At 52.9% G+C, this 21,188-nt stretch carries 20 protein-coding genes; 12 read left to right on the top strand and 8 right to left on the bottom strand.

Going from position 1 to position 21,188, the window contains the following annotated elements; genetic code table 11:
- Positions 1–86 precede the first annotated feature (86 nt).
- From NF347_RS09080 to NF347_RS09070, 3 genes are all read left to right on the top strand, one after another.
- Positions 87–1,349, top strand: coding sequence for an MBL fold metallo-hydrolase (locus NF347_RS09080; RefSeq protein ID WP_107036876.1), 1,263 nt, complete (start codon positions 87–89; stop codon positions 1,347–1,349).
- Positions 1,350–1,692: 343 nt separating this feature from the next.
- Entirely contained in the window at positions 1,693–2,259 is a 567-nt protein-coding gene (locus NF347_RS09075) for a GNAT family N-acetyltransferase (RefSeq protein WP_107036877.1), read from the top strand.
- A 33-nt stretch (positions 2,260–2,292) separates the two neighbouring features.
- Entirely contained in the window at positions 2,293–2,697 is a 405-nt protein-coding gene (locus NF347_RS09070; RefSeq protein WP_107036888.1) for a GNAT family N-acetyltransferase, read from the top strand.
- Positions 2,698–2,751: 54 nt separating this feature from the next.
- On the opposite strand, the gene NF347_RS09065 is transcribed toward NF347_RS09070, so the two are convergent.
- Complete coding sequence (locus tag NF347_RS09065; RefSeq protein WP_107036878.1) at positions 2,752–5,139, bottom strand: transglycosylase domain-containing protein; 2,388 nt, start codon at positions 5,137–5,139, stop codon at positions 2,752–2,754.
- 509 nt (positions 5,140–5,648) lie between these two features.
- Between NF347_RS09065 and NF347_RS09060 the strand changes: the two genes are divergently transcribed.
- The 4 genes from NF347_RS09060 to fucO all read left to right on the top strand — a co-directional run bounded on the left by NF347_RS09060 (position 5,649) and on the right by fucO (position 9,199).
- A complete protein-coding gene (locus NF347_RS09060) occupies positions 5,649–6,599 on the top strand; it encodes a DNA-methyltransferase (protein ID WP_202613095.1) in 951 nt (316 codons plus the stop codon).
- A 146-nt stretch (positions 6,600–6,745) separates the two neighbouring features.
- Positions 6,746–7,315: a hypothetical protein gene (locus tag NF347_RS09055; protein ID WP_107036880.1), complete on the top strand. Its 570-nt coding sequence runs from the start codon at positions 6,746–6,748 to the stop codon at positions 7,313–7,315.
- Between the two features lie 24 nt (positions 7,316–7,339).
- On the top strand, positions 7,340–7,918 hold the full coding sequence (locus NF347_RS09050) for a hypothetical protein (protein ID WP_133165474.1): 579 nt from the start codon (positions 7,340–7,342) through the stop codon (positions 7,916–7,918).
- Between the two features lie 126 nt (positions 7,919–8,044).
- On the top strand, positions 8,045–9,199 hold the full coding sequence (gene fucO / locus NF347_RS09045) for a lactaldehyde reductase (protein WP_107036882.1): 1,155 nt from the start codon (positions 8,045–8,047) through the stop codon (positions 9,197–9,199).
- Between the two features lie 118 nt (positions 9,200–9,317).
- On the opposite strand, the gene NF347_RS09040 is transcribed toward fucO, so the two are convergent.
- The 7 genes from NF347_RS09040 to NF347_RS09010 all read right to left on the bottom strand — a co-directional run bounded on the left by NF347_RS09040 (position 9,318) and on the right by NF347_RS09010 (position 16,541).
- On the bottom strand, positions 9,318–9,566 hold the full coding sequence (locus NF347_RS09040; RefSeq protein ID WP_107036883.1) for a TIGR03905 family TSCPD domain-containing protein: 249 nt from the start codon (positions 9,564–9,566) through the stop codon (positions 9,318–9,320).
- Positions 9,566–11,935 carry a glycoside hydrolase family 3 N-terminal domain-containing protein gene (locus tag NF347_RS09035; RefSeq protein WP_107036884.1) on the bottom strand — a complete coding sequence of 790 codons (2,370 nt, stop codon included), beginning with the start codon at positions 11,933–11,935 and terminating at the stop codon, positions 9,566–9,568. The genes NF347_RS09040 and NF347_RS09035 overlap by 1 nt, the downstream gene beginning before the upstream one ends.
- On the bottom strand, positions 11,932–13,329 hold the full coding sequence (locus NF347_RS09030; RefSeq protein ID WP_370279286.1) for an alpha-L-fucosidase: 1,398 nt from the start codon (positions 13,327–13,329) through the stop codon (positions 11,932–11,934). The genes NF347_RS09035 and NF347_RS09030 overlap by 4 nt, the downstream gene beginning before the upstream one ends.
- A gap of 77 nt (positions 13,330–13,406) precedes the next feature.
- Complete coding sequence (locus NF347_RS09025) at positions 13,407–14,129, bottom strand: YjjG family noncanonical pyrimidine nucleotidase (protein ID WP_107681571.1); 723 nt, start codon at positions 14,127–14,129, stop codon at positions 13,407–13,409.
- Positions 14,126–14,788 (bottom strand): queuosine precursor transporter, encoded by a 663-nt coding sequence (locus NF347_RS09020; protein WP_107681570.1) that lies wholly within the window; start codon positions 14,786–14,788, stop codon positions 14,126–14,128. Before NF347_RS09020 ends, NF347_RS09025 begins: the two co-directional genes overlap by 4 nt.
- Before the next feature lie 86 nt (positions 14,789–14,874).
- Complete coding sequence (udk, locus tag NF347_RS09015; protein ID WP_107681569.1) at positions 14,875–15,480, bottom strand: uridine kinase; 606 nt, start codon at positions 15,478–15,480, stop codon at positions 14,875–14,877.
- A gap of 77 nt (positions 15,481–15,557) precedes the next feature.
- Positions 15,558–16,541 (bottom strand): IS30 family transposase, encoded by a 984-nt coding sequence (locus tag NF347_RS09010; protein WP_107037121.1) that lies wholly within the window; start codon positions 16,539–16,541, stop codon positions 15,558–15,560.
- 195 nt (positions 16,542–16,736) lie between these two features.
- Here NF347_RS09010 and NF347_RS09005 point away from each other — a divergent pair, with 195 nt between their 5' ends.
- From NF347_RS09005 to NF347_RS08985, 5 genes are all read left to right on the top strand, one after another.
- Complete coding sequence (locus NF347_RS09005; RefSeq protein ID WP_123542744.1) at positions 16,737–17,081, top strand: DUF5723 family protein; 345 nt, start codon at positions 16,737–16,739, stop codon at positions 17,079–17,081.
- A 579-nt stretch (positions 17,082–17,660) separates the two neighbouring features.
- Positions 17,661–18,443 carry a sulfide/dihydroorotate dehydrogenase-like FAD/NAD-binding protein gene (locus NF347_RS09000; RefSeq protein WP_107037021.1) on the top strand — a complete coding sequence of 261 codons (783 nt, stop codon included), beginning with the start codon at positions 17,661–17,663 and terminating at the stop codon, positions 18,441–18,443.
- A gap of 29 nt (positions 18,444–18,472) precedes the next feature.
- Positions 18,473–19,987 carry an NADPH-dependent glutamate synthase gene (gene gltA, locus NF347_RS08995; RefSeq protein WP_170067069.1) on the top strand — a complete coding sequence of 505 codons (1,515 nt, stop codon included), beginning with the start codon at positions 18,473–18,475 and terminating at the stop codon, positions 19,985–19,987.
- Between the two features lie 10 nt (positions 19,988–19,997).
- Positions 19,998–20,351: a 6-pyruvoyl trahydropterin synthase family protein gene (locus tag NF347_RS08990; protein ID WP_107681467.1), complete on the top strand. Its 354-nt coding sequence runs from the start codon at positions 19,998–20,000 to the stop codon at positions 20,349–20,351.
- Positions 20,348–20,962 carry a 7-carboxy-7-deazaguanine synthase QueE gene (locus tag NF347_RS08985; protein WP_107037023.1) on the top strand — a complete coding sequence of 205 codons (615 nt, stop codon included), beginning with the start codon at positions 20,348–20,350 and terminating at the stop codon, positions 20,960–20,962. Before NF347_RS08990 ends, NF347_RS08985 begins: the two co-directional genes overlap by 4 nt.
- Positions 20,963–21,188 lie beyond the last annotated feature (226 nt).

Genomic DNA, 21,188 nt, shown 5'->3' with positions numbered 1-21,188 from the left:
ATTTTCCGGGGGGCAATTTATCTGGTCAACCGGGGGGCAAATTCACTGAGTTTTTCCAATATTCTCGAAATTAATAATTACGAGAAATGAATATCACAATCCATCGCGGCTCCAATCAGATAGGTGGATGTGTTACCGAATACGAGTCTAACGGCTGGAAACTGTTTGTCGATTACGGCGAACAGTTGCCGGGCTACGCTGTAACATCTCTACAAGTTGAAGGTCTGACTCATGGTGATTTGAGTAAAAGTGCATTACTGATTACTCATTACCATGGCGACCATGTAGCCTGCATAGCAGATCTTCATGAAGAATTGCCAATTTACATTGGACAGACAGCAAAGGGGATTCTTGAAGGATTATCTGAGCATGTCGGATACGTTGACAAGAAGCAAAAAGCATTGAATATCCGACTCAAATCGGCCAATACCTTTACTCCCGGTGTCAGCTTGGAATGTGGTGAATTTCAGATAACGCCTGTCGTGATGGATCATTCCGCTTTCGATGCCTACGCATTTCGCATTGAAGCGGGAGGACTGAAAGTTTTTCATACCGGCGATTTCCGCACACACGGTTTCCGTAGCAGCAAGCTACCGCAAGTCATTGAAAAATACGTGGGGAGGGTAGATTATCTGGTTTGTGAGGCAACGAATGTTTGTCGACCTGTTGCAGGCGTCATGTCGGAACATGAACTTCAGACAGAATTCGTCAAAGCCTTTGCTGAAAATAAGTACAATGTAGTCTATCTCTCTTCTACGAACATAGATCGTTTGTTTGGTCTCTACCATGCGGCGCTGAAAACCGGTCGTCCGTTTTATGTTGACGGATACCAGAAGAAAATAATGGATATCGTTGCCGGAAGAGACAGAATCTGGGGTAAATCCCGCCTATACAGATACAAGGAAGGACGAGAACCTATAGTTCTACATCGGGAAGGAGATGAGTTCAGGGTAAACGATAAGTTTCGAGACAATCTTTCTGAAAACGGTTATGTTATAATTGCTCGCGGTGGCAGAAGATTTGATAGTCTTCTTTCGCGTATCCCCTCGGAAGGTCGAAAAACATATTTCTCCATGTGGCGGGGATATCTCGACAAGTCAAATGTGGCATATAGCTCTGAGTTGGCACAATCTGTACCTGTCAACTATGAATATTTACATACCAGTGGGCATTGCGACATGGAGAGTCTCGACTGGTTGTTTTCAACGCTTAGTCCCAGAGCTATCATCCCTATCCACACAGATAATCCGAGGGCTTTTGCAGATTTGTTCTGTGATAAATGGCCGATATTAATGATGCAGGATGGCGAGACTTTCCGTGCAATCAAAGATCCATTGGATATGGAATAGAAGATGATGAGGATATGGCACCTTGGGCATATGCGGTTTATGACCCAGACTTTAATCTTTTGGTACACATTAAGAATACATTCGAGGAATTGTCCGAATTAATTGAGGTGAACCGAATAAATATCTTCCCAATGGATGTAATACACGATTAGGCACGATTAGCCCATTTATGAGTGTGGAGAAAAAGCGTTGTCGGCTCGATGAAATATCATGTAGAGTTATTAAATTTGTGAATCTGTAAAAGCACAACGATATTCGCCTGTTATCCCCCCCCGGAGCGCATGGAGATGTTCTGTAAGTTCAACAAGCATGGGTCCTGTCCATCGTTTTCAGGTTGAGTTATATGTTTGACGTGCTCCACACTTCGCAGCCTTTTGATGCATCCGATGTTGTCATCGATACCGGACGCCTGATGCTACGACGATGGCGCGAAAGTGATGCCGAGGCGCTCTACAGCTATGCGTCCGACGGGCGTGTGAGCGAAATGGCTATGTGGCCCCGTCACACCTCAGTGGAAATGAGCCGTCGGGTCATCACAGAGTACTTCATTCCAAATTCCTTCAATTTCGCGATGGTGCTGAAAGCCACCGGTGAGCCTATAGGATACATTGGTCTTGTGCCGGAAGGCGATGAGAATTGTCCCGCTTCGGCCGGCGAGCGCGAGGTGGGCTATTGGATCGGTTGGCCGTATTGGGGCAGGGGACTGACCACAGAGGCTCTTCGGGCATTGATCGACTGGTGTGGGCGTGTTCCGGAGGTCGATACGCTGCTGCTCACCGCCGATCTCCGCAATGTCGCCTCGCAGTGTGTGGCTCAGAAGTGTGGATTCATCCATCTGGACGATATTTACCGCGACGGCGGCACCCCGATCCGGCTTTTCCGACTCGGCATTGTAGCCTCGCGGTTGTAGATCCGTCGTGCGGTGGCGGAGAGAAACCGCTATATGGATCTGTTGCTGATGGGCGACGAGTCCAAAGAGATGATCATGAAATATCTCTGCCTGGGCCGCCTCTTTGTGGGTTCGGTCGATGGATGTGATGTCGCCGTGGTGGTCGTGACCGAACGGTCCGACGGTTCGGTCGAGGTCAACAATCTTGCGGTGGCGCCCGGATATCGCCGAAAAGGTATCGGGCGGATGATGCTAAGCCATGTAGAATCTATCTGTCAACACCGTGCTATATATATCGGCACAGGCGAAACGCCCTCCACGTTGCGGTTCTATGAGTCGTGTGGCTACCGTTACTCCCATCGTGTGGCGGATTTCTTTACCGACAACTATCCCTCGCCGATTGTCGAGGAGGGAGTCACGCTGACCGACATGGTGTATCTGTGCAAACCGCCGGTGTAGGATGGCCGATGATGAGCGTTGCCCTCCGTGAATGTTTGTCGGGATGCTTGGCTGTCAGTCAAAGACCCCTTCAAACGAAGCCTCTTCGGCGTCGTTGTCGGCATCTACATAGTCGCCGTAATAGTCCTTCTCGCAGAAATTTATTCCCGACGGGAATTCAAAGCGCATGTCCTGGCTGTAGGGGAGTGCCGGATCGGCATACACTTTTTTCATGAACAGGCCGTAGATCGGCAGGGCCATCGATGCTCCCTGGCCTTGTGCCATAGAATTGAAATGTATGTAGCGCTCTTCGCCTCCTACCCATGTGCCGGCCACCAGGCCGGGAGTGAATGCCATGAACCAGCCGTCGGAGTTGGAGTTGGTCGTGCCGGTCTTGCCGCCGGTCTGTGCGGTGATGTTGTAGGGCGGACGGCGTATGCGGTTGCCTGTTCCGGAGTCCACCACATTGAGCAGCATCGAGAGTATTCGCCAGTAGGCTTCTTCCGAAATCACTTCAGTGTGGCGTGGCGAGAATTCGGCCAGCACATTGCCGTTGGCGTCGGTGATGGCGGTCACAAACATCGGGTCCACTCTCATTCCGCGATTGGCAAAAGCCGAGTAGGCGGTGACCATCTCCTTGACCGATACGTCGGCCGGACCCAGACACAGCGACATCACCGGATCAAGATGGGCCGTGATACCGAAGTTGTGCATCGTGCGCACGAGCGATGCCGGCGAAAGCTGGCTGATCAGACGGGCTGAAATCCAGTTGTTGGAGTTGGTGAGAGCCCACCGCAGGTCTACCATCTCTCCTATGCGCGATTTGCCTGAATTGCGCGGAGCCCACGGACGTCCGTTCTCGTCATAGAGCACAGGTTGCTCATTGAGAAACTCGTCGCAGGGCGTGAAGCCCTCCTCCATGGCATAGGTGTAGAGAAACGGCTTGACGGTCGAACCGATCTGGCGTCGTCCGGTAGCCACCATGTCGTATTGGAAATGTTCGAAGTCCGGCCCGCCGACGTACGCCTTCACATGCCCGTTTTTAGGCTCCATGGCCATGAAGCCTGTCCGCAGGAAGTGCTTGTTGTACATCAGCGAATCCAGAGGAGTCATGATCGTATCGATGTTGCCCTGATATGAGAACACCTTCATTTCGTGAGGCGTGCGGAATGATTTTTCTATCTCCGCTTTGCTTGCGCCGTTTTTCTGCATCACACGGTAGCGGTCGGTCTGCTGCATGGCATGTTCAATAAGCCTGTCGATCTGCTGCTGGCTGACTTCGGTGCGGTTGGTCGTGTATGGCGCCGACTTCGAACCGCGTTTCTCCTTGAAGAACGCCGGCTGCAGTGTCTTGCTCAGATGTTCTTCCACGGCGTCTTCGGCATACTTTTGCATCCGCGAGTCGATGGTGGTGTATATCTTGAGGCCATCGGTGTAGATGTCATATTTAGAGCCGTCGGGTTTCGGATTCTTGTCGATCCATCCGTAGAGAGGATCGTTCTCCCATGCGAGAGAGTCGTCATAGAAGCGTTGACGGTCCCACTTCGGATAGTCGCTCGCCACGGGTCGGTGAGCCTTGAGCATACGGCGCAGCTCCTCGCGGAAGTATGGTGCCAGACCGTTCTTGTGATCCACGCGGTGGAAGTCGAGCTTCAGCGGCAGGGCTTTTAGCGAATCGGCCTGCTGGGCGGTCAGTTTGCCGTTGCGCATCATCTGGTCGAGCACCACATTGCGGCGCTGCATCGTCCGCTCCGGCCGTCTGACCGGATTGTAATATGCCGGATTCTTCACCATCCCTACGAGGGTGGCTGCCTCCTCCACCGTCAGCTCCTCGGGAGTCTTGCCGAAATATACATGCGCTGCCGACTTGATGCCTACGGCGTTGTACAGAAAGTCAAACTGGTTGAGATACATTTTGATGATCTCTTCTTTCGAATAAAACCGCTCGAGCTTTATTGCTATCATCCATTCGATAGGTTTCTGCATCACACGGCTCATCAGACCGTGCGACTCCGGCGAATACAGCTGCTTTGCAAGCTGCTGTGTGATGGTGGAGCCTCCGCCGGCGTTGCGCTGTCCGAGTAGCAGGGTCTTTACGCCCACTCGGGCCAAAGCCCTGACGTCTATGCCCGAATGATCCTCGAAACGTGAATCCTCGGTTGAAATAAGTGCGTCGATCACATTCTGAGAGATCTCGTCGAAGTCGGCATACACTCGGTTGCCGGTGTTGCGGAAGTAGCGTCCCAGCTCTTCGCCGTCGGCCGAATAGATCACTGAAGCGAAGCGGTCGTGCGGATTCTTGAGCTCCTCCACCGGAGGCATATAGCCGACCATACCGTTGTAGGCCATATAGAAAAACACCATCATGCCTGCCGCCATTACGCCGAAGGCTATCCATAGCCCTGCGATGAGTTTGCGCTGCCAGGGTTTGATCGGTGACTTGAGTCTGTCTATGAGTTTCATCTGTCGATGTCAGGTGGTTAGTGAAGTGTATGGCTCGGTTTTCCATTGCCTGTGTGAGACTGACCTTGCCTTATAGCCGCAAAATTACGAATTTTTCCTCTTTTATGTCAATCATCCATGTAAAATGCCTGCTGAAAAAAACTGAGAGATTGTCTAAATTTATGTAATACGGATTTTTGAGAAGGATTGTCAGATGGATTTTTGTTTGTGATGAGGGAGTGTAGCCTTAGCTACATGACCGGGAAGCAAACAAAAAGACGCTGGAAAGACTCTCAAAAGCAAAGTGATATGAATTTTAGACAGTCTCTTAATCCACGGCCTCCGCCCGATCCCCTCCGGTATTACCTATAGTGCCATCACGCTATAATCGACAGCGGCTGTTGTAAAGTCGCATGGATTTGACTAATTTTGTCGGTAGCTTCATAGTGATTGTATTCCTGAAACCGACGCGAATGTGGTGTCGTGTGTCAGGCCTTTCGTTTTCATGATTTTATAGATTTAAGACCCTGATGGCAGAAACAAAAAATAGAGCCGCAAGAAACCGCACTGTTACTGTGTCGGACTCGGAAATTCCTGTGCTTGAACAGCAAATAAGCGGTGTGGAGACTATAAGAGCGGGGTTTCACGACGATATGATTGTCAACGCAGATCTGTTCGACTGCCTTGACTTTATCCCTGATGGATACTTCGATCTGATAATCATAGATCCGCCATATAATCTCGATAAGGATTTTCATGGACGCAAATTCGCAGTCATGAAGACTGATGCATATGAGGAATTCCTGAGAAGTTGGTTTTACAGAGTGTGTGATAAGTTGAAGCCCGACGGTTCGCTTTATATGTGTGGCGACTGGAAATGCACCTCATCCATGCAGCGTGTCATAGAGGAACGTCTGATCGTTGTCAATCGTATATCCTGGCAGAGAGAAAAGGGCAGGGGAGCAAAGGCCAACTGGAAGAACAGTATGGAGGATATCTGGTTTGCAGTTAAAAATCCACGAGATTACTATTTTGATGTCGATTCGGTGAAGATGAAAAGAAAAGTCATCGCACCATATCGGGAAGATGGCCGTCCGAAGGATTGGGAGGAAACGGAGAACGGAAATTTCAGGATCACCTGTCCGTCGAATTTCTGGGACGATATCAGTGTGCCGTTCTGGTCAATGCCTGAAAACACTGATCATCCTACACAAAAGCCTGAAAAACTGTATGCCAAACTGGTGCTTGCCTCATCACGTCCCGGCGACAGAATATTTGACCCTTTTTTGGGCAGCGGCACATCGGCCGTCGTCGCACGAAAACTTGGCCGAAGATTTTTTGGAGTGGAAGTGAATCGTGAATATTGTCGGTGGGCGGTGAAGCGGTTGATGGCTGCGGCAGTCGATGTGTCGATTCAAGGATATTCCGACGGAGTTTTCTGGGAAAGGAACTCGTTGGCCGATCAAAAAAAAATGCAATGACGGCATACGCCGAAAAAATATTGATACACAGCCAACATTATTTAGAGTAAATAACTCGCAAAAATCAGCTGCGAGTGATTTTTGAGATTTGCCACGGGGGGGTACTGATGAGTTTAATAATGTAAACGGATTTTCAAGAGTCGCTTATGAACAGTAGCGTAAATGATTTTGTGTCGTTGGTGGTCAATAATCACGCAATCGACACGAAGGATGAGATGATAGCTGCGGTATGCCGTAATTTTCCTATGGTGAAGGATGGTCGTGCGCTGTATCACACCGATTATTTTGCTGTTGTGTTTTGCTATACAAAAAACGCATCCTTCAGCAATGTGGTGATATCATTGTCCAAACTTGAAAAGTATGATGGTATTCCATGTTTTGTCGTCGTTGTCAGAAGAGGCTTGGACAATCTGGTTTATATGATAAACACTACTTTTATTGATAAGGTTAGCCATAGCTCGCAAAGTTTGAGAATCGACAATATAAGAGGCAGTGTTCTTGGCAGTAATATACGCAAGCAATTGCCCGAAATTGATAGAGTCAATTCTCCGGAGTTTTTTGACGAATTATTTTCGTATCATCAGGGATTCACATGGATTGAGAACCTTGAGAGGATCGTGGAAAGAACCAATAATATACGTCCGGTAAAGGTTAAGACGGAGTTGAATCACTCTGAATATTTGAATCTGCTCGATGCTCCGCGGCGAGCGTCATAGTTTGTCGGATCGGATGATTATGCGGTGCTTCTTGATGATTTGCGCAGAAGATGTGAGGATGTCAAGGACGCCATGCTGGTGGCTTCTCGTGTCGATAATGTGAACGTTAGGGGACGGTTGATTGAGGCTCTGATCACATCGGATCCCGAGGAACGCACCGGCTTGCTTAAAGATCTGTCGGATGTAGAGCGTATGCTGCCGGTTTATGATACTGAAAACGGGCTGGGCGATTATGTCAGGCGTTTTGAAAGTGCCGACACCTATACCGATATAAAGACAAAGATACTATATCTTGATTCCAATCCGAAAGCTTATAATGTCGATAAATTTCTGAAATGTATGGGTGAGGAGCGTTCGGTGTTTATGTTCTTTTTTGTCGGCATTGACGACAGTGGGATAATGAATACAGTCCTGTGCTCGGTATTCCATGATCAGTTGATGAAAACCACTATATTGCAGCATCATTGGGCCGGAAGAGGTACAAGGGGCGTCGCTCAATTCAATGGAAAGGTCATAAACGGGATATTGTTTGAACATGACTTTAGGAATAATATTGATGAAGATAGTTCGAGATCATATCTTGAAAACCTGTTAAAAAGATGATCCGGTGGTGAGGAGAAATAAAAAGTTGGAGGGGAGCTGAAAAAAGTGTACCTTTGAGGAGTGCCAATGATATTATATGCAATGGCCGGCTCGTAATAAATCCTTAAATTAAATATCTCATATATTATGGTTCAGAGATTTATATTGAACGAAACGTCCTATTTCGGACCCGGAGCGCGCAAGGTGCTCCCCGAAGTGATACAGCGCCTCGGCAAGAAAAAGGCATTGGTTGTGACTGACAAAGGCCTCATTCAGTTTGGGGTGGCCAAGATGGTGACCGATGTCCTCGACGAGGCGGCAGTCGCCTACGATGTGTTCAGCGAGGTGAAGCCCAATCCTACTGTGAAGAACGTGCAGGACGGTGTGGCTGCTTTCAAGGCTTCTGGAGCCGATCTGCTGGTTGCTATCGGTGGCGGATCGGCCATGGATACCGCCAAAGGTATCGGTATTGTAGTGGCCAATCCGGAGTTTGCCGACGTGGTGTCGCTCGAAGGATGTGCGCCGACGAAGAACAAGAGCGTGCCTATGGTGGCGCTCCCCACCACGGCCGGTACGGCTGCCGAAACCACTATCAACTACGTCATAATCGACGAGGAAAAGAAAAAGAAGATGGTGTGTGTCGACCCCAATGATATCCCTGCCGTAGCCATGATCGATGCTGAACTGATGTATTCGTTGCCCAGAGGCCTCACCGCTGCCACAGGTATGGATGCGCTCACTCATGCCATAGAGGGTTACATCACAAAGGGCGCATGGGAGATGAGCGATATGTTTGAGATCGAGGCCATCCGTATGATCAGCCGCTATCTTCCCGTGGCAGTCGACGAGCCGCAGAACCCGGAGGGACGCAACGGCATGGCGGTGGCGCAGTATATCGCCGGAATGGCATTCTCCAACGTAGGCCTCGGACTGGTTCATGGCATGGCCCATCCCATGGGTTCACTTTTTGATGTGCCTCATGGTGTGGCCAATGCTCTCCTGCTCCCGACAGTCATGGAGTACAATATGCCGGAGTGTATCGACAAGTACCCCCGTATAGCCGAGGCTATGGGCGTGGATATAAAGGGTTTGACTCCGCAGGAGGCTTCGCAGGCCGCTGTCGATGCGGTCAGAGCGCTTGCTATTCGTGTCGGCATCCCGCAGCATCTGTCGGATCTCGGCATCAAGGAGTCCGACATACCGGCTCTCGCCGAGCAGGCTATTGCCGATGTGTGCACGCCGGGCAATCCGCGCGACTGCAGTCTTGAGGATATCAAGGCGCTTTACCGTCAGGTACTCTGACTTTGGTCGTGTAAAAATCAACGGCTCTGTGTCAACCGATTCGGTCTTTGACACAGAGCCGTTTTTCTATTCTTGTCAGGCTGTTTTCAGATAAATGCCTGCAATATTTCGGCACGTGCTATTCGGCTGAGAGGGCGCAGGCGAGCTGATCGGGACACGATGTGGATTTCGCACCGCACTTTATCCCTTTGAGCCGTCCGATTACCTCCTCGGGTGTCATTCCGCGCACGAGCGATCCGATGCCTTGCAGATTGCCGTGACATCCGCCGGTGAATGTGACGTTTTCCACGCGTCCGTCGTCGCCGATGGTTATCTCTATGTCGCGTGAACAGGTGCCTTGAGGCGTGTAGTGATAATGCTTTGCCATTATAAGTCGTATTGTTGGGTTACTGTAAACTCTCCTTTGAGCCTGATATCGTTGCTCGATGATCCGATCATCAATCGGAACAGACCCGGTTCGACCACGCGCCGGAGCGCGGGATTGTAGATCGACAGTTCGTCGGGTCCAAGGCTGAAATGCACTTCCCGGCTCTCTCCCGGATTGAGTTCTATACGCTTGAATCTTTTGAGCAGCATCGGAGGCTGGCTGGTTGAGGCCACTGCGTCGCGCAGATATAGCTGTGCCACCTCAGCTCCTTGGCGTCGGCCTGTGTTTGTCAGCCGGAAGCTGACATCCCAGCGGTCGCCGTTGTCGGTCGGAATTATCGTGAGATCGGAGTAGTCAAATGTCGTATAGCTTAGTCCGTGGCCGAAGCTGTAGAGCGGTGACCCGCTGCCATCCATATAATCGCGTCCGGTGCTCATGCGTGAGTAGTGGACCGGCAGCTGGCCTTCGGAGCGTGGGATGCTGACCGGCAGACGTCCCGACGGATTCACGTCGCCGAAAATTATGTCGGCAATGGCACTCCCGCCTTCCTGACCGGGATACCATGCCGTCAGAAGCGCGTCGGAGTGGCGGGCAGCAAGATTCATGTCGAGAGTACGGCCCTGGATGTAGACGGTCACGACCGGTTTGCCGGTGTCATAGATGGCCTGCATGAGCCGTAGCTGATCGCCGAGCGGTGTCAGTGTCGCCCGGTCAAATCCCTCTCCGCAGTCCATGTCGCTTACGTGTGAGGCGTCGGTCTGTGCGGCGCCGGTGGCTGCATATGATGTCTTGAAGTCGCGTGCGCTCGATCCGCCGACTGCGAGTACGGTCACATCGGCCGCGAGAGCTGCCTCCACGGCCGCCGCGATGTCGGTCTGCGCGGTGTCGCGTATGGCGCAGCCTTTCACGTAGACGATCTCCACATCGGGTGCGGCCTGGCGCAATCCTTCAAGTATAGTGGTGATGTTGTCGTCGGGCTGCGGGGCGGTGTAGTCGCCGAGCTGATTGTATTGTTCGTCGGCATTCGGGCCTATTACGGCTATGCGGCGCAGCCTTTTGCGGTCAAGCGGCAGCAGTGATCCCTCGTTTTTAAGCAGCGCTGTGCCCTGACGCGCTATCTCGCGCGCGGTGGCGCGGTGGCTGTCGGCGCCTACGCGCCGCGTGGCTTCCTGTGGATCAGTAAATGGGCGCTCGAAGAGTCCGAGGTCGAATTTCAGCCTCAGTATGCGCGCCACGGCGGTGTCGATGTCGGCTTCGGTGATTAGTCCCCGCTGAAGGGCTTCTATGGCACGCTTGCCGTAGCATGCGGCGCCGAGGTCTATGTCGACTCCGGCTTTAAGCGCCTGCGCGCCCGCTTCGGTGCGGTCCGAGGCCGTGTGTCCTGCAAGAACGTCAATGCTGTAGAGGTCGGAGTAGACTGCTCCGGTGAAGCCCCATTCGTCGCGCAGCAGGCCGGTGAGAAGTTCACGGTTGGCGGTGCAGGGTATCCCGTCCACACTGTTGTAGGAACTCATCACTGTGGCCGCACCGGCCGCAATGGCGTGGCGGAACGGTTCGAGAAGTTCGCTGCGAAGCCTTACCGGCCCCACGCTCGCCTCCGCACCGTTGTGTCCTCCTTCGGGGACGCCGTAGGCTGCAAAATGCTTAAGCGTGGAGTAGAGATGGCGTCCGTCGTTGACCGACGATCCGCGTCGGCCCTGCATACCATCCACCATGGCTGCACCCATGACTCCGCTGAGCCACGGGTCTTCGCCGAAAGTCTCCTCCATGCGGCTCCAGCGTGGCTCGCGTGCTATGTCAAGAACAGGACCGTAGCCTACGCCTGCCCCAGTCGACCTGGCCTCAAGAGCTATCTCCTCGCCGGCGCGGCGTATCAGCTCCGGATGCCATGTGCCGGCCATGGACAGGCCGGTCGGATATACGGTAGCACCGATAGCCATGTGTCCGTGGGGACACTCTTCGGCAAATAGTATTGGTATGCCGAGCCGCGTGCTGTCAATCGCAAATGCCTGAAGGGCATTGAGAGCGGCGGCACCTTCGGCCGGCGACAGTCCGTTCTCGAGCGTCTTCTGTGTCCAGGGGTCGGCCCGGAGTGTGGCCCAGTAGCCGCCAACGGGCATCTTGCCGCGGTTCTGCTCTCTGAATTTCTCGGAGGGAGCGATGCTTCCGTCGGGTCGGCGCTCATACATTTCCCATCCCATGGGGCAGAGCAACTGCCCGGCTTTCTCCTCAAGTGTCATGCGGCTCAGCAGATCTGCCACTCGCTCCTCTGTCGGTTTCGAGGCCTGAAGGTAGACGGGCGTCGTGGCCGTCGTGGACAATGCCGTGGCGATTATGGCCGAAGCTGCAATAATGTGCGTTGCTCTCATCTCTTTCTGAATTTTATTGCAAGCGGTCCGGCTTTTACTCCCTTCGGCAGATTCACGCGCGTCACGCCGTTGCGGTCGGTGCTATAGCTGAGCTTGCGTCGGCCGTCGAGCAGCGTCATGCGCCCCTTTGGCTCGTTGCCGTTCCATGTGATCTGCCGTGGCATGGCTTCTCCTTCGGCCGGAGTGACTATGGCATAGAGTGTTGATCCGTCCTTCGATGCGGTGAACCATACATTGCCGTCATTGTATATCGGTGTGGTGACTGTCGAATATATCGCTTCGCCGTTGCGACGCAGCCATTCGCCGACAGCCCTCAGACGCCATTCGGCTTCCGGCTCTATAAGTCCTTCGGCCGTGGGGCCGACTCCGAGAAGCAGACATCCGCCCTTGGCCGTGGTCTCAGCCAGCAGGGCTATCACCTTTTCAGGCGATTTGTATGGCGCGTCGGGCACCCATCCCCAGTCGTTGCTCAGCGTTATGCAGCTTTCCCACGGATAGGAGAGTTGCTTTTCGGGGATGCCTCGCTCGGGCGTCTGATAGTTCTCGTTGCGTCCGCGTATGCTGCGGTCCACCGATATGAGTCCGGGATGCCGCCCGGAGCGGGCCTCGAGAAGAATGCTGTCGAGTCCTATGTCATCGCCTTTGATCCATCCGCCGTCGAGCCAGAGTATGTCGAGCCGTCCGTAGCGTCCCGATAGCAGTTCGCCGAGCTGCCCGGCTGTGAAGTCCTGATAGCGTTTCCACCAGTCGGGGTGTCGCTCCTTTTTGTAGTTGATATGGCGGTTGGGAGTGGCAAACTCCGGATTCCAGAACCATTCGGTGTGCCAGTCGGGTTTGGAAAAATATGCTCCGATGCTGAAACCTTTGTCGCGGAATGCGTCGAACACGTGGCGGGTCACGTCGCTCTTCTCGTTTCCTGCAAACGGTCCTTTGGCTATCGAAAAGTCAGTGAGCCGGGAGTCGAACATGCAGAAGCCGTCGTGGTGCTTGGTGGTGAATATCGCATAGCGCATTCCGGCGTCGGCCATGATGTCGGCCCACTGTGCCGGATCAAACTGCGTCGGGTTGAGAGAGTCGGCCAGGCTCCAGTACCATTTCTTATACTCTTCGTAAGGCATATTGCCCTTGCGGCTGATCCAGTCTACATCCTCCGAACATATCGACCATGACTCCACGATGCCCGGCACGGAGTATAATCCCCAGTGGAACAGTACTCCGAATTTCAGGTCGCGCCATTGGTCGAGCTTGTTTATCACGGCTGTGTCTGTAGGCCATTCATAGCCCGAGGCGTCCGATTGCTGGTGGACGAACCCCTGCACCTGTTGTGCCTCTGCTGTCATTGCGGCTGTTGCCATGATCGCACCGGCGGCAGCCATTCTGAAATATCTGTTCATGAAGTTATAGGTGTTTAAGGTGTGATCAGACATTGTGCAAAATTACTGAATTTTCTGCGACATATAGTGCGGATTTGTCAGAGAACTATGTCGTCAAGTCGTTCTACGGTGTGTGCCGGCGAGGGTGCATGGAGCAGCCCGGTGGGATTGAAGAGAATCGCCTGCCATCCGGCGGCGAGCGCGCCCTCTATGTCGGTCGCGGGGTTGTCGCCGATCATCAGATGAGCCGACGGATCGCTGATGCCGCTGCGCTTCATCGCATGGCTGAAAATCCGCGTGTCGGGTTTGTTGATGCCGATGTCGTCCGACAGCACGGTGATGTCGATCAGATGCGCTATTCCGGCCGAGGCGATTTTACGGTGCTGCACATCGGCGAAGCCGTTGGAAAGCACTCCGACATTCAGTCGGAATTTGCGAAGCCGTTCAAGCAGTGCGAGCGCGCCGTCTACCAGTGTGCTCTCCTCAGCCAGCCGGTCGAGATATATCCTGTCAAGATCATGAGTGAGAGCTGACGCCTCGCGCCGGGTCATTCCCGCCTCGGCGAGTGGTCTGATGAAGCGTTCCTCCCGAAGGTATGTGCAGCTTATCTCGGCTCGGTTGTAGAGCGTCCATAGGCGGTGGTTGTGGCGCTCGTAGGCTGATATCCAGGCCTCGGAGTCGTCAAAAAGTCTGCCGATAGCGTGATAGTCATGATACACGCGGCTCAACGCACGGCGCGAGTTGCCGCGGAAGTCTATGATGGTGTCGTCGAGATCCACCCACACCATCCGGATCTTGTCGGTGTCGATTATGGCTTTCATGCTTCTTCGGTATGAAGATGGCGCTCCTCGATGCGTCGGAGCAGACGCACCACCTGGATCGTCACCGGCAGGATTATTATCTCATATAGTGTCTTGAGCAGCGCCTGAGTGACGATAAGCGATATTATCACTCCGGCGGGAAGCTCTCCGGCAAAGGCTATCGGGAAAAATATCAGCGAGTCGGCGCCCTCTCCGAAAAGGGTTGACACTATGGCGCGCAATGAGAATCTGCTTCCGTCAGGGTGGGCGAGACGCATACGGTGCATGACGTAGGCGTTGACCATCGATCCGGCAAGGAAGGCTATGAAACTTGCCGCGAATATCCGGGGCACGGCTCCGAACATAGTGGCCATTGCTTCCTGACTGTGCCACGAGTCGGTGCCTGGCAGCAGTATGCCTATCTGGAGCATGATCGACACAAACAGGTTGGCAGCGAAACCGAGCCATATCACCTGGCGGGCGCGACGAAGTCCGTAGATTTCCACCACGCAGTCGGCGATGATGTATGACACCGGAAACACCACCACTCCGGCCGTAATGGTGAATGGTCCGAGAGGCACGGTCTTTATTTCCATGAGGTTGGCCGTGATAAGGCACACGCAGAACGTCACTGCAAGCAGCAGAAACGTCATAGAGATCTGTCGGGTAGGTTGATTCATTGTTCTTGTTTTTAACGAGGTAGCAAGCACTCGGAGTTGATTACTGTTTTTAATTCATGGGCAGAAGCCACATAGCTGTGGGTAGGTCACACCTGCGACACGATATAGTCGGTCAATAGTTTTATGGCCACGGTGTTATGGCCGCCCTGCGGCACGATTATGTCGGCGTAGCGTTTCGAAGGTTCGATATACTGCTCGTGCATAGGCTTTAATACAGCTTGATAGCGATCGATCACCATCTGGGGAGTGCGTCCGCGTGAGATACAGTCGCGCGCTATTACGCGTATGAGCCGGTCGTCGGCATCGGCGTCGACAAACACTTTTATGTCGAGCATGTCGCGCAGACGAGGCTGCGACAGCACAAGAATCCCTTCGACGATCACCACGCTGCGCGGTTCCACTCTTACTGTCGCTTCCTGACGCGTGCAGGTCAGGTAACTGTAAGTGGGCATCTCCACCGCACGTCCTTCGCGGAGGCTGTCGAGCTGCTGTTCGAGAAGCGTCCATTCGATCGACTGCGGTTCGTCGAAATTCACTTTGCGTCGGTCCTCTATAGGTAGATGGCTCAAGTCGCGGTAATAGTTGTCCTGCGGCAACAGAGCCACTGCGCCCTCGGGAAGGCTCGCCACAATACGGCTTACGACGGTTGACTTTCCGGAGCCCGTCCCTCCGGCTATGCCGATTACAATCATACTGCAAAGTTAAGCATTTTCGCGCAAATTTTCAGCCACTCTGACGCTAAGAGGATGCTCAATGCCACAACGCAGGTTCAACTGGCAAGTGCAAAATTAGCGATTTGTTTGAAGAACTCGGTTTTCGGGTTTGAAAAACCGAGTTTTTTCCGTGGTCTGAGGTTTAGTTTCTTTGCGACATTCTTGATGTATAGGTCAGTGAAATCATTGAAATTTGACTTTTTGGGGATGTATTGACGGATGAGTTTGTTGATGTTTTCGACCGCTCCTTTCTGCCATGAGCAGTAGCTGTCGGCAAAGTAAACAGTCACATCATCAAGACCTTTGATGCGTAATCCGGCGGTTATGTCGAGGTGTGCCGCGAACTCGCTGCCGTTGTCAGTAGTGATGGTTTTAAGATATTTACGGTATGCGTACAGCATTCTCACGACAGTCTTTGACAATGGCTTGGCTCTTTTTCCGTAAGGTAGTTTCTCCATCATCACAAAGCCAGTCATGCGTTCAAGCAGCACTAGAATCGCGTGCCCGTAGGCATCAACAATAAGATCCATCTCAAAATCGCCAAAGCGTTTGCCGTCGACCTCGGCCGGTCTGTCGTGTATGCTTGTGCGGTTTGGTATGTTGGTGGCTTTAGTGGGTTTGCGTTCGCCTTTTGGTCGTCGTCGGAAGTCGGGATGTCTGCGGTGACGGCGCAGTTCTCCGCTTTCATCAGCGTTTATAATGTTGTAAATGGTCTGTATGGATACGGAAACACCTTCCTTGGCCAACACGCCACGAATTTGTTCTGGTGACCATTGGTGGTCAATAATCATCTGTTTTATACGCCACACCAACACGCTGTCGAGCTTCTTGTTGGATGTGGTGCGCTTTCTGCGTTCAAGGGCTTTGGCATGAGCCTTTTCCCACAGATAGTGGCCTTTGGTTGTGGAATTGCGCTTCAGTTCACGACAAAGCGTTGACTGACTGCACCCTACTATGAGGGCAATTTCTTCTCTCGAAGTTTTTCTTTGCAGTAAGGCGAAAATTTGCGACCTTTGCTGCGAGGTTAATTGTCTGTACATAAGCAATACAAAATTAGTTAATCTCAGGGAGACTTCGGTCTCCCTTTTTATTTTGTATTGCCAGTATGTTCTGCTGCTGTCCGCTCTTGGGGGCGGTTTAGGCCGCCCCCGCCGCTTGGGCATCCCCTCGCCAGAAGGAGAGAGGAGAATGACTAATGCCCATCTCAAAGTTTTGCACTTCGATTTGGAATCTTCATGCTCAATGCCACAATCCGACTCGGCGCCGAATACTACACGCCGTTTTACAAACCACTTTCGGCAGGTTTCCTGTTCTCGAGCCACATAGCAGGCTGTCAGTCGTGGACTGAAGGCCGTTTTTATGCCAATGTCAAACCCACGGGTTGGTTTGGCGCGACTATCAACTACGGTGCGTCGACCTACGGAAGTTCATTCGGCTGGATGCTCAATTTTCATCCTAAGGGATTCAATTTCTTCATTGGCAGCGATCACCAGTTTTTCACGCTCACCCCGCAGATGGTGCCTGTAGGCAAGGCCACTGCGTCGGTCAATGTCGGCTTCAACGTCACATTCGGTTCGTAAACAGAGCAATACGCAACCAGACAGGCAGGCAGCCGGAATTCCCTATGGAGTTCCGGCTGTCATGTTGTATCTGGCATGAACCTGAACTTGAATGGCTTCATTGTCCGCTCTGGATGGCATGCTTTGACAGACCATGGTGACTATGGCGGCTCCGGAATTGACAGGCTTGAAAAGTTTTCTTACCTTTGCGAAATAAATAAGTAACTCGCAAAAATTAGCTGCGAGTGATTTTTGAGATTTGTTCGAGTGGTTTTTGCTTGAAGACGAGGGCGTGTAGCGAGCTACACAACTGAGGATGAAAGCAAAAAACGCCGGACAAAATCAAAAAGTACCGCAGCAAACCATGGGTTACTGACGAGTTTCATAATATCAACTAATTTTTAAGAGTGTGTTTATTTTTGACTTATGTTAAGATTTAGAGAATATATTCGAGTCAATTTTTAGATTTTGTGAAGGAGTTATGGGGTTCCATAATGACTGAACAAAAGCTTAAAATTGGTCGAAAAGAGCTATAAAGATTTCATAAAGTTAAAAGTAAACATACTCTAAGAGTTACTTATCAATCAACAGATCTGACCGATGTTCACAATACTCGAAAAGGAACACTTCTCCGAAAATGTGGTGAAGCTCATAGTTGAGGCTCCGCAGATAGCCCGCTCGCGCCGTCCGGGACACTTCGTGATAGTGCGTTGCGGTGAGGGAGGCGAACGGATACCGCTGACTATAGCCGATGCCGACCCTGTGCGCGGCACAATAATGCTCGTGGTTCAGCAGGTGGGAGTGTCCACGTGCAAGATCTGTGCACTCGAGCCCGGTGACTCGCTGACCGATGTGGTGGGGCCTCTGGGGCAGGCGACACATATAGGCCATGTAGGCACGGTGGTGTGCTGCGGAGGCGGTGTTGGCGTTGCTCCGCTTCTGCCTATCATTAAGGCGATGAAACAGGCCGGCAATCGGGTTGTTACCGTTTTGGCCGCCCGCACGCGCGAACTCGTGATCCTTGAGGATCAGGTGGCTCCGTGGAGCGATGAGGTGATCGTGATGACCGACGACGGCTCTTACGGACGCAAGGGACTCGTGACCGATGGAGTGGAAGATGTGATCCGTCGTGAAAAGGTCGATCAGGTAGTGACCATCGGACCTGCCGTGATGATGAAGTTCGTGGCGAAGCTTACGGAGCGTTACGGAGTGCCGACTATGTGCTCCCTCAACACCATAATGGTCGATGGCACCGGCATGTGCGGAGCCTGCAGGGTGACCGTCGGCGGCCGCACACGCTTCGTGTGTGTCGACGGGCCGGAGTTTGACGCCCATCAGGTGGATTTTGATGAGATGCTGATGAGGTTGCGGTCGTATAATTGATTCATGGATGCTTTGAAACACAGACTCAGATGGCTATAGACAAGAATAATTCACGCGATGCTGCGTGGCGAGTGGAGTTGCGTGGCGCCATGAGCGCCAAAGACCGGGCGGCGATCGAGCGGGTGAAAATGCCCGAGCTTGATCCGGCTGTCCGCGTAGCGTCCAGATCGGCTGAAGTAAACCTGGGCATCTCGGAGGGACAGGCAGTGGTCGAAGCCACGAGATGCATGGACTGTCCTGATCCGCAGTGCGTCACCGGTTGTCCGGTAGGTATAGATATTCCCGGATTTATAAAAAATATACAGCGCGGAGATTTTGCCGAAGCATCAGCCGTGTTGCGGCTGACGAGCGCGCTTCCGGCTGTCTGCGGTCGTGTCTGTCCGCAGGAGAAACAGTGCGAGAGCCGCTGCATATATCACCGCATGAAGTGTCAGCCTGTGGCGATAGGCTATCTGGAGCGCTTTGCCGCCGACCGTGCGCGTGAGGAAGCCCGAAAAAATCCAGTGCCTCCGAGGCGTCCGGCGCCGGGCGCTGTCAAGGTGGCAGTGGCCGGTAGCGGTCCGGCCGGATTGTCGTTTGCCGGCGATATGGCCGCCCGCGGCTTTGACGTCACTGTGTTCGAGGCTCTGCATGAGATCGGCGGAGTGCTTAAGTATGGTATTCCCGAATTCCGTCTGCCAAACGCCGTGGTCGACGACGAGATCCGTGCTCTGGAGGCTGCCGGAGTGACTTTTGTTAAAGACTGCATAGTGTCTCGCACTGTGACTGTCGAAGATCTTCGCCGGCAGGGCTTCCGCGGACTGTTTGTGGCGTCGGGAGCCGGTCTGCCGAGATTCATGGGTATTCCGGGTGAAAATCTGATCGGCGTGATGAGCAGCAACGAATATCTTACCCGTGTCAATCTGATGGGAGCCGGTCTTGACGGACACGACACTCCTGTGCTGACCGGACGCACGGCGGCTATAGTGGGAGGAGGCAATACGGCGATGGACTCTGTGCGCACGGCGCGCAGGATGGGAGCCGAGAGAGCCGTCATTGTCTATCGTCGCAGCGAGGCCGAGATGCCGGCACGTCTTGAGGAGGTGCATCATGCCAAGGAGGAGGGCGTTGAGTTTATGACGCTCTTCAATCCTGTGGAATATCTGGGCGATGAGAACGGACATGTCAGAGCCATGCGCGTGCAGCGCATGGAGCTTGGCGAGCCTGATGCCTCGGGACGCCGTTCTCCGGTGGCGGTGGAGGGCGATATCCGCGAGATACCGGTCGATCTGGTTATTGTGAGTGTGGGCGTTTCTCCCAATCCGCTAATCCCGTCTTCAGTCGAGGGGCTCAGCGTCAGCCGGCGCGGCACGATTGAGGTGGACGAAACGTCGATGGAATCATCGGTCAACGGACTCTTTGCCGGCGGCGACATAGTGCGTGGCGGTGCCACGGTCATTCTGGCCATGGGCGACGGCAGGCGGGCTGCGGCAGGCATGGCTGCCGCTCTTGCCGCGGAAGAATGCCACGGATCGGCGGCTTCGGACAACAACAGCGTATCATAACAGCGAAAAAATGTACTATATCTCAAAAAAGATAGAAGTGTCGGGATCTCACCGGCTTGAACTCTCTTACGAAAGCAAGTGCAGCAATGTCCACGGCCACAACTGGATAGTGACCGTGTTCTGTCGGGCTGAAACGCTCAATGCCGATGGTATGGTGTGTGATTTCACACGCATCAAAGAGGATATCATGGGACGGCTCGATCACCGTCATCTCAACGATGTGTTGCCATTCAACCCCACAGCCGAGAATATAGCCCGTTGGATCACCGAGCAGATCCCTGAATGCTACAAGACCATCGTGCAGGAGAGCGAGGGCAATGTAGCGGCTTATGTGCGTGACGACTGTGGCGATTGTGTGCTATGACATATAAGGTCAACGAAATATTCTATTCGCTGCAGGGCGAGGGTTTTCACACAGGCGTTCCGGCTGTATTCCTTCGTTTCTCGGGCTGCAATCTGAAATGTCCGTTCTGTGACACCCTGCATGCCGACGGCCGGGAGATGGATGCAGACGAAATCGTGCGGCTCATATCGTCGTATCCTTCGCGTCATGTCGTGATCACCGGCGGTGAGCCGGCTATGCAGCTTGACGCTGCTCTGGTCGATCGGCTGCACGAAAACGGATGGTTTGTTCAGGTGGAAACCAACGGTACCCTGCCGCTACCCGGAAATGTCGACTGGGTGACCTGCTCTCCGAAGACCGACAGGATAGCGTGTGGCCGTGTCGACGAAATTAAACTGCTGTATATGGCCGACGGGTACGACGCTGAACGCATGGAGCGTTTCAGCGCTGTCGAGGCTCGCAGCTACTCACTGCAGCCTTGTGACTGTTCCGTAAGTGATCTGCATGAAGATGATGGCGGGGCAGTGGAGTGCCGCAACAAGTTCATTCTCGAAGAGTGTATCGCCTGCCTGAAAGCCAACCCGCAGTGGCGGCTCTCCCTGCAAACCCACAAACTGCTCGACATCCGATGATTGTATCCTGCAGCTGTAGCTTAATGATTTGAGTGTCGTTACATACGGCTCTTTTCATTATCTCCGGCTCCTGTGCCACGATATTTGGAACGAGTTGCATTGCATGTGTATCTTACAGCCAAACGAATAAATCGGCTTTCAAATTGATTATGGTCTAAATCCGCTGACCCGGAAAAATCCGCTGCCCCGGAATGGAGCTGTTGAATGTCAGAGGTGTCGGATACAG

The organism is Paramuribaculum intestinale, assembly GCF_030759015.1.
GTDB lineage: Bacteria > Bacteroidota > Bacteroidia > Bacteroidales > Muribaculaceae > Paramuribaculum > Paramuribaculum intestinale.
This window is presented reverse-complemented; position numbering and strand designations above follow the sequence as displayed.